Origin of the sequence: Pedosphaera parvula Ellin514, from assembly GCF_000172555.1 — a bacterium.
Classification (GTDB): domain Bacteria; phylum Verrucomicrobiota; class Verrucomicrobiia; order Limisphaerales; family Pedosphaeraceae; genus Pedosphaera.
Genome location: NZ_ABOX02000091.1, coordinates 1 through 11,641 on the forward strand (window position 1 = coordinate 1; position 11,641 = coordinate 11,641).

An 11,641-nucleotide genomic window follows, 5' to 3' on the forward strand; every position below is an offset into this window, starting at 1 on the left:
TGCCACTGGGTTGCCATTAAGATCCACCGCTTGCAACATCGCCGGAAAAGAATTTCCTACCTGTGCCGATGCCGGCAGCGGAGCCCATGAAAAATGGTCTAGCGTGGTTTGGCCAAGGACCACGGCAAAAGGATTCATCAAACTCAGCAAAATGAGAATGCATCCTGAGACAAAGTACGGGGTGCGGCGCCCCTGCAAAAGAGCAGATAGCTGTGGAATGGTCATGTTTTATCCTTGGTCTTTCAAATCAATAAAGAAAATCGTAAACACGTGGTAACTAATGTCAAGTAGAAGCCGACTTGGAGTCGTTGGTTACAGTTGAAGAAGGCAGTATGCTTGTGATTGATTGATGAACGAAAGCTTTTGATCTTATGCCCAGAGAGCTTCATCCGGATCTCTTTGGCGACTCTTTGGTTTGCCAGTTCGCTGATGGCAGTATGGCGGAAGCCTTAGCAGTCTCCAAAGCAGACACGTTCCTTTAAGCAGCTTTTGCTTCCGGCGCTGGAGTAGGGGACTCAGCTGAAGTATTCGTGAAACTCACGAGTTTGGCCATATTGGCTGAATGCAGGTTTCGGAGATGCCCGTAGACTTTCATCGCCAAGGCACCACCGTCCTTATGGCCAAGCGATCTGGCTACCGTGGGTATGTCAACGCCAGATTCGATGCAGCGCGTTGCAAATAGATGTCGCAGATCGTGATGAGTAAAACGGGGGATAACAAGTTTCTTGCACGCACTGTCGATGGCTTTCTGGCATTCCCGAACTTTCATCACAGATTTATCGGCTGGTTCCTGAGCACGGTTGGCACGCATTTGGTTCAGGAGATTGACCATATCCGGTATCATCGGGACGCGTCGGGTCTCCCAATTCTTCGTTCCGGTTAAATCGTCTCCCCTCACCATTATCTCACCTTTGGCAAAATCGCAGTCACCCCAGGTAATTCCTGCCGCTTCGCTCTTCCTAAACCCTCCGAAAGCCAGAAATCGCACCAAGTCCGAGCAGTCGTGGCTGAATCTTCCACCCCCGTTCTCGATCTGCTCAACCAGTTTAAGGAATGCGCCTTGCTCGGGCAGGACTAGATACTTGGCCTTAACTTTGGCCTTTTTGATTGCCGAGGCCGGATTGTTATACCGGACTCCGATCGCCAAGAGGTGTCGAAGCGTGCCTACGGTGTTATTGAAAACGGAAACCGAATATTTGGAATGAAAAGCCTTTGCCCATTCTAAGCACTCCGCCTGTGAAATGGCTTTTATTTCCCGGTTCGATAGCCCAGGCCAACTCTTCAATAGCGCCTCAATGGTCTTCTGCCGATAAAGTTTCGCACCTGGTTTCAGTCTGGTATTGTGATCCAGTTCCTTTTTGTAAATAGCCAATGCGTCGCCAATCAGCATTTTGCCATTACCTGAGGATTGAGTTTCTGCAACCGCGCGTCGTGCTTTGGCAAAATCGCCCAGTTTCAACTGCGCCACAGAAAATACCTTTGTCTTTAAGGTTTTCCGAATTAACTTGCCCCAAACTTGAATGCGAGCAAAATAAACTCCAGATGGTAAGTAGCGCACCAAATTGGCAACTTTGGTCTTCTGCCACGGGGATTTTTTCTCCGTCCCAGACTCTTTCATGCTGGGAGTATCAAATGGGAGTATCAGATTGTCAGTTTAATCGTTGCGCGGAAGTGCGAGATAGCCTTATTTTACTATCGTTTTAGGGCCCATAGCTCAGTGGTTAGAGCAGGCGACTCATAATCGCTTGGTCGTAGGTTCAAGTCCTACTGGGCCCACCATTCCATCCGTGTTTCTAAAATCCGTGTTGTCGTCACTGCAACTGGGAGGATTTTCAGCCGTCAGATTGCGGGGGGAGGAAGAGTGTCGGCACCGAATTCGATCAAGTAGCAGTCAGATTGGCAGCTATGCTATCCAGGAGTCGTGTTTCCCAGTTGCGAAGGACCAGCACCGGCGGACCCGCTTGCTTGCTCACCACTTCGACCTCCGTTTGGGTTGGCGAAATGCTTCGAACCCAGATTCCAACATTCTCACCAAAGGTTGTTGGCCTCCACCCGCGTTTTGTAGAAATGTAGCCGCGACTTTTATCGGCGTTCAAAACATAAAGATCCCCTGTTTGACTGGCGGCGATTGCTGCACTCCAAACCCGGTCGTAACTCGCATTGTAGACTGTTTTCGTGCCATGCCCCTGCAGGGTGGAAACGGATTCCGGGCTCGAACATCCGTTGAACGACATGATTAACGCCAATCCGAAAATCCACTGAATACTTTTCATTAGGAACTATTTGTTTACGATCTAATGTTAATTTATTCTTCCTGGCATGTTAGGCAGGTTGAATGAACTTCCTATAGGGTGTTACCCACCCGGAATAATTTGAAAACCGGCAGCAACGATTCGACGATTTCGGGGTTTAACGAACAATGGACTTGTATTCACTAATTGCGACTGCCAAGGCTAATGGGGCGAGCGATCTGCACCTGGAACCGACCTTGCCGGCGGCTATACGGGTTCGAGGTTCGTTGCGCACGGTCGGAGCACCCATTGCGGGCAAGGCATTGTTGGACGCGGCTCAGGAGATTATTGGCGTAGATGCCTGGCCGCTTTTCCTTGAGCGTCGTTCGTATGACTTGTCCAAAAGCATCCAGGGCGTTCGATGTCGAATCAATGTATTGCAGACATCTCGAGGCATTGGCATGGCTGTCAGGTTGCTCACATCGTTTCAAGCCACGATAGAAAAGTTGAATTTGCACCCTGACTTCAAGAAGCTGACCAACCACTCCAACGGGCTGATCTTGATTAGTGGCCCAACAGGCTCTGGTAAATCCTCCACCATGGCCGCATTTATTCAGGAGATAAACCTCGCCGAGACGCGCCACATCCTGACCGTCGAAAGCCCGATTGAGTACCTCTTTAAACCCCATCGTGGCTATATTCGTCAAAGGGAAGTTGGGCGTGACACTCCTTCCTTCGAACAGGCTCTGATGGATGCCATGCGGGAAGACCCGGATGTTTTGATGGTGGGAGAGATGCGCGATCCTGAAACGATGCGATTAACGCTCAACGTTGCCGAGACCGGCCATCTTGTGCTGGCCACCGCCCACTCAGGAAGCACCATTGAAGCTTTACAGCGCATGGTCGCGGCTTTTCCTCCTGAGATGCAGAATAATGTGTGCGCTCAGCTTGCTGATTGTCTGGTGGTTGCCATTTGCCAGCGGTTGCAATATCGCGCTGATTTAAAGCTTCAAGTTCCAGAGTGTGAAGTGCTGATTCCCACCATTCCGGTAAAAAACTTTATTCGACGCGGTGAATTTTTCAAAATCATGTCTGCCATGGAAATCGGTGCAGAGCAGGGGATGTGGACCTATCAGAGATACCGGACATGGTTGGACTCCCGGAAAAACTGGTACTTGCCGGATCAAGAGCGGGAGGCTGAAGAAACTGCCGAGGTTGTTCCTGATACGGTAATTGCCAGAATGGCCTCGCCTGCACCTAAAGCCGGAATCTCCTCTGCAACTCCAGAAGCTCCAGCTGCGACTCCTGCGAAAAAGGCGAAGGAAAATCTAATCGAGATAGAGCCGGTTGAAGGTGGACTGGATGCCATTATGTCAAAGCTGAAACCCAAATAGCGAAGCCCTTCAGTAAGTTGTGGGAAATGCTATATTGATATCGCCAAACGATAGGAGAAAATATGCGCACATTTATTTCCAAAGGTCTATGTTTCTTGCTTCTAAACCTGGCAAGCCTCGCTGTCTGTGCCGCGGAAGAACAGGGCACCAACACGCTCAAATTGTCGAGTGCAAGCTTCTCTGATGGCCAGCCAATACCTGAAAAGTACACCTGTGAGGGAAAGAATTTCTCTCCACCCTTAAGCTGGAATGGTGGAGTGCCGGGCACGAAAACCTTCGCACTCACCTGCGTTGACCCGGATGCTCCGGGCGGAACCTGGACCCACTGGATAATCTACAATCTTCCTGAAAATGTTACTGAACTGCCCGAAAACATATCCAAAGTAGAGGCCCCGCCAAGTGGCGGCAGGCAGGGCGTCAACAGTTTTCACAAGGTTGGATATAGTGGACCGTGTCCTCCCCGCGGACAAACTCATCATTATATTTTCGAAGTTTACGCGTTGAATGAGCAGCTCCAATTAAAATCCAAGGCGTCGCGGAAGGACTTCGAAGCCGCCATAAAAGGACACGTCCTCGCCCGGGGCAGGCTGGTAGGAACCTATCAGAAAAAGCGGCCTTGAGCGGATCTCAGGACTTGACTCGGCTTGCAGGGGAGACTGCTTTGGGAGTGTTTGGCGTAAACTTCCAGAGTCTCTGCTGCAGTTTTACTCCAGTCAAAATTCCTGGCCTGTGCCAACCCTGCAGTGCGTAGTCTATTTCGCAAACTTTCGTCCCCCGCAACCAAGGTCAATTGTCTTTGAATGGAAGCGGTATCATCCGGATTGATGATGGCTGCAGCGCTTCCCACTACTTCGCCCAATGAGCCGCGAGTGGAACAAATTACGGGACAACCGCAGGCCATGGATTCGATGGGCGGCATGCCGAAACCTTCGTATAAGGAAGGATAAACAAACGCCTCAGCCGCCCGGTACAAATCGGGCAAATGCGCGTTATCAACGAATCCGAGCGAGCGGATATCAGTTGAGAACGGCGAATGCCTGATCGCCTCATGAATGGCCTCTGCACCGTTCCAATCGCTCCCACCAAGAACAAGTTGCCAGTTTGATTTGGTGGCGGTTTTGAATTCGTTAAACGCGGAAATCAATCGGACATGATTCTTCGCCGGATGCTCCAGACGGGCTATGTAAAGGAAAAATTGTTTTTGCAGTGCATGCCGTTTTGCCACCTCCGCGCGGGCAGTTTCCGCAGGGCCAGGAAAGAAACGATCGTGCTCCAATCCATTGTGAACAATGGTTATTTTTTTGTCGGGCAATTTAAAAAAAGTTTTTATGTCTGAAGCAGTATTCTGGCTGATGGCAATAATGTGGTCCTGGCGTCGAGCCAGCCTTTTCACGACCACACGGCCGTAAAACATTCTTTTCCAATCATATTTGTTTGCCACCTGGAAAGGGGCCAAATCATGAATGGTGGAGACCAGTGCGCAAGGCCGCGGCCAAAGCATTCGCCGATAACTGGGAATGTGCAATACATCAAGTTTGTGCTGCCGGGCAAGCCTCGGCATTTCAGTTTGATGCCATGCAATGTTTTTAACTGCGGGTCGAAATCTCTCGGGGACGGGAACGATTTGTACCTGCTTCCCAGCAAATCCAAAAAGTGGAAGGTCTTCCTCCAAGGCAAACAGAATGAATTGGTGACGGTCGGTGTAAGGAAGGAAAGCTCTGAGCAGAGCAAAAAGATACTGTGCGACGCCGGTTTTTCCCCGTTGAATGACGGAGCTGGAAAGTCCTATTCTCATTTGGGCTCTCCAAGAAGAAAACTTTCCAGCCGTGCCAACGTGAGAACGTTTCGGACTGCAGATTGCGTCCCCGTAAACTCAAGCCTTATACCGAGCCGAAGCGATGCTTTTTTCACGCGCACCATCAGACCAAGTCCCGTGCTATCAATGAAACGTACATGCGAAAGGTCGATTAGAACGTGTTTATTCGCCGAATCAGTGGCATTGAGTTGGGTCGCTGTTTGCTGCCAGACATCTTCCGCATTGGCCGCGGTTATTTCTCCCTGCCAGACTAGAGATTCGGCCCATTTCGTGCGGTTTGCAGTGACCATTTCCTTCCTTTCCATCGCACGAATATCAAGCAATTGCTGGGCCGATGCGAAATCGGGAGCGCTGGCAAAAAAACTTTGAAGCTGCATTAGGGAGAGTGCTCGCATAATGACATTACTCGGCGAAAGGAGCACCAATTCGCGACCGGCTGTCCGCACCTTCTTTTGAAGGCGGATCAGGAAGCCCACACCGGTGCTATCAATGAATTTAACCTTCTCCAATTCTAGTAGACAATGCCGCCCATCCACCAGAATTTGATCCATCAGGAGAGCATCATCTCGAACTGCGGCCATATCGAGGTGTTCTGGCAATTTGATGCACTGCCAATCTGCTTCAGATTTCACCGGCGCACTAACCTTTGCGGGCAACGATTTCGACCGTTTGAATTGCAATTGCCACCATTGGCTCAAAATCGCCCAACCAAACACCCATAAATCTTTTACATACCGTCGAAATAATCGACGCGGCTCCTGAGCTAATCTAAAAATCCATTCCGTACCTGTCTTCTGCATGAGGACTGGAGCCCGCTTTAGGTGACCAGCAAGGAAATCAATGGTCCCACCTACGCCCGCTGAAACTGGGACGCCAAGGGATTGGTAATGCATCGCAATCCATTTCTCTTGTTTAGGGCAGCCAAATGAGACAAACAAGAGGTCGGGTTTGAATTTTTGGATACGAAGTTTGATTTCATCGTGATCCATTTCCAGGAGCTTGTTAAATGGCGGTGAGTATCCCTCAGCCAAAATTTGGGGGTGTTGAGCGCGAATGTTTTGCAGGGCCACACTGGTGGATTCCGGTGTTCCGCCGAGGAAAAACAGTCGATAATTCTTTTCGGCAGCAATTCGAATTAAAAGCGGAACCAAATCTGAACCGGCCACCCGCTCGGGCAGCGGATTGCCGAGCATTTTTGAAGCCCATATCAGGGGAGTCCCGTCACAAACGACCAGATGGGCGTCAAATAAGATGCGCCGAAGTTCGATATCTTCCTGCGCTTGCACCAGAAAGTCTACATTTGCCGTCACGAAGTAATGCGGATGACGCGAGTCGACCATCTGCTCCACCAGAGAAACAGCATCCATCGTGCTTACGTTGTCGAACGGCACGCCTAAAATGGCGATGCATGGATTCGTGGAATACGAATTGAAATTTACAGTGCTACTCATGCGACAGTCAGCTAATCCCAAAGCATTGAGTTACCTTGAATAACCCGGCAGGCGAGGCTTTGGTGAAGCCTTGATTATTTTGATACCCGTGGGACGCACCAAACAAGCAGGCACCCCAAGGATAATTCTGCTCACAGTTTGTGACGACCGTAAAGTCCTGGTGCATAACTCGATTTCATTTTAGCCATCAACGTTATGCAGGCACTGCCATTCGAAGTAAATGGGTTAAGGCCCCCAAACAGGCGCACGGATTGGAGAAGGGCAAAAGTAAGATTATTGATCGGACAACGCAAAGTACGATACTTGATCAGGTGGTTGCAGAAGCAATCTCTGCGGCGTTGCTTACTTTCCAGCCAGGATGCCCTCAGCCCAACACTTTAAATTTATATCGTTTGCTTCCAAAGCCAGCGCCCCTTTATAGCCCGTTCCAGGTGCCAGATCCACCAACGTCCATCCCGCTGCAGTCTCTGCCTTTCCAAATAGACCAAGGAATTTTGCCGGTTCGTGAGGATGCAGGGAAACTTCGACTTTGTCCAATGAGTCAGATATTCCTTCTCCTGTGGCTTTCAACCAGGCTTCCTTTCGAGTCCAAAGGTTGAAGAAGCCAATCGGCTTTTGTTCCGGCGGCAAAGCTCTCAGTGCGCTGCTTTCCCGTTCCGAAAAGAAGCGGTCTGCAATGGCATCGGCATCTCTCAAGGTGCGGATTTGTTCCACATCCACTCCCACAGGACAGATTTCTGTGACGGCCAATAGCGCCAAATCATGGGAATGGCTGAGATTAAAGTGGAGCGGATTGCTTGACGGGGCGTTCAAGGCAGGTTTTCCCCGGTCCGAGTAGCTGAACGTAATTTCTGCCGGGTCCATTTTCAAATAACGACCAAGAACGGTCCGGAGAAAACCACGGGCCACAGTAAAGCGGTTTTGATCGCGTTCAAAGCGGAAACGTGCCGCACGTTTTTTTTCATCCTCGGAGAGAATCGAGGCATACCGGCCGAGTCGATCGGGGCCGGAATTCAGAATTGTGCCCCAGACATGGACTTCGCGCAGGCCCAGAAAAAGAGCGGAGGGCGGCGCAGGCCAGTTCAGATTGAGATCGGGCGCGATCGGACCCTCAGCCATAGTTTTGCCAAATGGTTTTGTACGACCCGAGCACATTTGTCCACCCGGCTGAACTTGCTCTTAACTGCTGCTGCACGCGCGCCTTGAGTTGGGAATCTGTCAGGCAGTCGTCCTCCCAGAGAAGCAATGCCAGCGCATTCATCAGACGTTCCCTAGGATAGCGAAATGCCTGGGAATTCAGAATGCCTGGCGGACCGAACGTTCTCAAATTCAGCAAAGAATTTTTCCACGGAACGGTTTCAGGGCATTTGTTTAGGCAGGCCATCGCGTAATCCTTTGCAGAAATGAAGGGATGATGCAACCGGCGACTTTCATTCCACAGCCATACTTGCTGCCCCAGACGGCTGATTTCATGATGCAATTGATCTAAACTTTCATGCGTGACATGGATAAATTTGGGATGCAGCTTGAATTCCACTCCCAAGGCATGATGTTTCAGGATGTCCTCAGACCGGGGGAGCGATTCGGAGGCGAATAATTTTCCGAGACGATGATGGCGCTCGGTGCAACTCCAATGATATTTTCCAAAAGCCGTCAAAAGGGCATCGCCGAAGGCGAGTTGTGCCTTGGCAATGTTGCGAACGATAAAATCATTTTGTTCACCAGACAGGGAACTGTTTCGCAGAAAATCTTTCGCGAGCAGCAATCCTGAGCAGCGATTGACGAGAAGCCGGGTGGCCTCGTACAAAGGGATCTGGTCGGCTGCGAGATGGTGGGAGCAACTCTTAAAAATCTCCATGTCCCCACAGATGATCCGATGGCCTGCAACCAAATCATAGGTAAACATGGATACCGGGGTGCGCTTGAGCTTCTCGACAGAATAGACTTTGAATTCAACGTGCAAACCGGCCGCGGGTGAAAGCTTGTCGCCCAGTTCGTTCAATGGATGACGATACTTGCGTTCTGTCACTAGTACATTGCCGCGGATAAATACGTAGAACTCCAGATCATTGTACGGACGATCACCGGAGTCTGTCTTGAACACGCCACCTTGCCCGCGACCGTAGCCACCACCTAGGACCAAGGCTTCCAGCTCTGCAGCCGGGATGATGGATCGCACACCTGCGAGTATGCCTGAGCACGTATGGGCCAGATGAGCCTCAAGCGCGTCGCTGCCATCAATTGTAAATTTTGCGGTCATGTAGCAGGCATGAACATAATTCCCTCGACGTTAAAGTGCATTGGGAAGTTCCCTACCCGCGATAAAAATTCCAACCTTCGCGAAATCCGGCCAGTTTTGCTTTGCGTTGTTCCCCGCGGATGCGCATTGCGTGGGGGAATTCATTGATTCGATGCGTGCGGGCGCAATAGCTGAGATCCTTGCGAATGTCACGCAACCACCCGATCATAACTGTGCGCAGCCAACTGAACTCTGTTGGCCTTCGAGTCCATACCGCAGCCAGCGCCTTTGCCTCGCCGAAGCTGCGTTTATACGCCTGGGCCGGCGTGTAATTATGGGAATGCATCACCACAGTGTCCGGGCAATAAACTACTTTGTAACCCTGTGCCCGGCACCAACGCGTGTACTCATCGTCTTCCGAGTATTGCATTTTTTCCAAAAAGCCGCGCTTAGACCAGATGTCCTTGCGTAAACCACTGCTTACCATGCTGAAGAAATGCTCCCACTTCGCTGACTCACGATTTTCACCAAAACAACGCTCGTAGTCATAAGCAAACACCGCCTGGCAATCGGGGCGGGGGATCTGCCGGCCAAAAACAGCTGCAGTTTGTGGATCCTGCAAACCTGCAACTAATGGCCGAAGCCAATTGCTCCCTTGCGGCGTGGCGTCGGCATTCAAAAAAATGCCAAACTCGGATTTTGCCAACTGCATTCCCTGATTCATCACACGGCTCGGATTATACTCGTGCGGTTTGATCTGAATAAAATGTTTCGGCTGTGCCTTGCAAATCAGATCAACGGAACCATCGGTGGAACCGGAATCGATCACTATTAACTCCCAGTTTTTATATTCCTGTGCCTGCAGGGCAGGGAGCGTTTCCTTTAATGCCCAGCCTTCATTAAAGGAGCGTATGATGATGCTAACAAACGGATCACTCATGCCGGAGCTTTTTTGAGAATTTTTTTTGATGCCATTAATTAATGATTTTTCGAACGGTCAAACAAATGCTGTCTGTGCCGCTCGATTAATCATTTGCTGCTCCCGAAGCGGGATTGTGCAGATTGTAATTCCAATTTCGCTGTCAATCATTGACAGCATCACCAAACTACGAATGGAAAAACAATCCGGTCTGACCCTGCTTAATGAAGGTTTTTGACCCACCTATGGGATTATCGATCACGGGATATGAACCGCAGGGTGTGCATCCGCCAAATGTACTGGTAGCGTGGAAAATAATTTGTGAGGCAGCATCAGCATATCCCTATATCTACCTGTATCTTAACATCTTCAAATGGCGGGGCAGAAAGTTAAGCTTTGCAGCGTCCGAATAGCGGCTCAGCGATGCGAACTTTCTGCTGATTGAGTGTTTGCATGGAAAACTGCGCTTTTTTGCCAGGGCTTTTGATGTGTCCCATGATTCTTTCCAATTTTTACGCTACTTTAGTTTTGTATTAGTTGGTTTTCGTGAAATAGTACTTGCAACTCGAAGGAACATTGGTAGGTTTTCCGCTCCTTTCGAAAGGAAAAGACATATGGCAAGAATTTGTGAATTAACAGGCACTGGGCCCATTAAAGGCAGCCACATCTGGCGTAGCGGTAAAGCCAAGAAAAAAGGCGGTATCGGTACTCACGTTACCGCGATTACCAAACGCCGTTTCATGCCCAATCTCCAGCGGGTCAAAGCCGTTATCAACGGCGAAGTCCGCTATATACGGGTAACTGCGAGCGCAATTAAGAAGGGGCTCGTCGTAAAGGCTCCCAAGCGCACTTGGAAAAAGCCCGAAGCAAAGAAGGCCTGATCCTTCTTTAGCTAATCCAGTTTGCAATTGAAAGCGTCCCATTCAGGGCGCTTTTCTTATTTACCTTTGAAGTGATGCATCGTCGCGCGCTTCAACTCCCGATCAGCATCCCGCTTCTTGATATCATCCCGCTTGTCGAATTCCACCTTGCCCTTGCCCACCGCCAACGCAACCTTCACCTTCCCGTTCTTCCAATAAAAGGAGAGGGGAAACAACGCATTCCCTTTGACCGAAGCCAGGCCGAACAACTTCCGGATCTCCGACTTGTGCAACAACAGCTTCCTGGCCGACTTCGGTTCATGATTCTGCCGATTCCCAAAGCGGTATTCATCGATATGCACGTTATAAAGAAACACCTGATCATTCTCCACGCGCGCAAATGCATCAGCGATTTGCCCCAAACCCGCTCGCAACGACTTCACCTCCGTCCCCTTCAGCGCAATGCCTGCCTCGAAGGTTTCCAGGATATGATAATCCCTGCGTGCTTTATGATTACTTAAAATGTCCGCCATAAACGACGTCAGCCAGAAGATAGCTTCTGGCTGACGGCAAAGCCATGATTAGGCTGTGAAAATTACTTCTTCGTGCTGCGCTTCTTGCCTGCGAGAGCCGCCACGTTTTCGGGCAATTCAGGCAAGTCAAAACCCATCTTGTCCTCCACGATCTCGAGCAGCGCGATGTCCGCCGCTCCCAAACCGTTCACATCCGCC

The 11,641-nt window shown here is 50.2% G+C and carries 12 protein-coding genes and 1 tRNA gene; 4 read left to right on the plus strand and 9 right to left on the minus strand.

Going from position 1 to position 11,641, the window contains the following annotated elements; genetic code table 11:
* Positions 1-225, minus strand: a 225-nt coding sequence (locus tag CFLAV_RS36770) for a hypothetical protein (RefSeq protein ID WP_007418925.1), incomplete at its 3' end; no start/stop codon positions are given.
* 253 nt (positions 226-478) lie between these two features.
* Positions 479-1,468, minus strand: coding sequence for a site-specific integrase (locus CFLAV_RS33565; RefSeq protein ID WP_237712489.1), 990 nt, complete (start codon positions 1,466-1,468; stop codon positions 479-481).
* 235 nt (positions 1,469-1,703) lie between these two features.
* Between CFLAV_RS33565 and CFLAV_RS31125 the strand changes: the two genes are divergently transcribed.
* A tRNA-Ile gene (locus CFLAV_RS31125) sits at positions 1,704-1,779 on the plus strand.
* A 101-nt stretch (positions 1,780-1,880) separates the two neighbouring features.
* Here the strand turns inward: CFLAV_RS31125 and CFLAV_RS31130 are convergent.
* Positions 1,881-2,273 carry a hypothetical protein gene (locus tag CFLAV_RS31130; RefSeq protein WP_007418927.1) on the minus strand — a complete coding sequence of 131 codons (393 nt, stop codon included), beginning with the start codon at positions 2,271-2,273 and terminating at the stop codon, positions 1,881-1,883.
* Positions 2,274-2,419: 146 nt separating this feature from the next.
* Here CFLAV_RS31130 and CFLAV_RS31135 point away from each other — a divergent pair, with 146 nt between their 5' ends.
* Complete coding sequence (locus tag CFLAV_RS31135; RefSeq protein WP_007418928.1) at positions 2,420-3,625, plus strand: type IV pilus twitching motility protein PilT; 1,206 nt, start codon at positions 2,420-2,422, stop codon at positions 3,623-3,625.
* Positions 3,626-3,687: 62 nt separating this feature from the next.
* On the plus strand, positions 3,688-4,245 hold the full coding sequence (locus CFLAV_RS31140) for a YbhB/YbcL family Raf kinase inhibitor-like protein (RefSeq protein WP_007418929.1): 558 nt from the start codon (positions 3,688-3,690) through the stop codon (positions 4,243-4,245).
* Here CFLAV_RS31140 and CFLAV_RS31145 read toward each other — a convergent pair.
* The 5 genes from CFLAV_RS31145 to CFLAV_RS31165 all read right to left on the minus strand — a co-directional run bounded on the left by CFLAV_RS31145 (position 4,227) and on the right by CFLAV_RS31165 (position 10,071).
* On the minus strand, positions 4,227-5,420 hold the full coding sequence (locus CFLAV_RS31145) for a glycosyltransferase family 4 protein (protein WP_007418930.1): 1,194 nt from the start codon (positions 5,418-5,420) through the stop codon (positions 4,227-4,229). The genes CFLAV_RS31140 and CFLAV_RS31145 overlap by 19 nt on opposite strands.
* Positions 5,417-6,892, minus strand: coding sequence for a WecB/TagA/CpsF family glycosyltransferase (locus tag CFLAV_RS33570; RefSeq protein ID WP_007418931.1), 1,476 nt, complete (start codon positions 6,890-6,892; stop codon positions 5,417-5,419). The genes CFLAV_RS31145 and CFLAV_RS33570 overlap by 4 nt, the downstream gene beginning before the upstream one ends.
* 342 nt (positions 6,893-7,234) lie before the next feature.
* On the minus strand, positions 7,235-8,011 hold the full coding sequence (locus tag CFLAV_RS31155) for a 4'-phosphopantetheinyl transferase family protein (RefSeq protein WP_007418933.1): 777 nt from the start codon (positions 8,009-8,011) through the stop codon (positions 7,235-7,237).
* On the minus strand, positions 8,004-9,152 hold the full coding sequence (locus CFLAV_RS31160) for a hypothetical protein (RefSeq protein ID WP_007418934.1): 1,149 nt from the start codon (positions 9,150-9,152) through the stop codon (positions 8,004-8,006). The genes CFLAV_RS31155 and CFLAV_RS31160 overlap by 8 nt, the downstream gene beginning before the upstream one ends.
* A gap of 52 nt (positions 9,153-9,204) precedes the next feature.
* Positions 9,205-10,071 (minus strand): glycosyltransferase family 2 protein, encoded by an 867-nt coding sequence (locus tag CFLAV_RS31165; RefSeq protein WP_007418935.1) that lies wholly within the window; start codon positions 10,069-10,071, stop codon positions 9,205-9,207.
* Positions 10,072-10,664: 593 nt separating this feature from the next.
* Between CFLAV_RS31165 and rpmB the strand changes: the two genes are divergently transcribed.
* Positions 10,665-10,931 (plus strand): 50S ribosomal protein L28, encoded by a 267-nt coding sequence (gene rpmB, locus CFLAV_RS31175; protein WP_007418937.1) that lies wholly within the window; start codon positions 10,665-10,667, stop codon positions 10,929-10,931.
* Positions 10,932-10,987: 56 nt separating this feature from the next.
* On the opposite strand, the gene smpB is transcribed toward rpmB, so the two are convergent.
* Positions 10,988-11,443, minus strand: a complete 456-nt coding sequence (smpB, locus tag CFLAV_RS31180; protein WP_007418938.1) for an SsrA-binding protein SmpB — start codon at positions 11,441-11,443, stop codon at positions 10,988-10,990.
* Positions 11,444-11,641 lie beyond the last annotated feature (198 nt).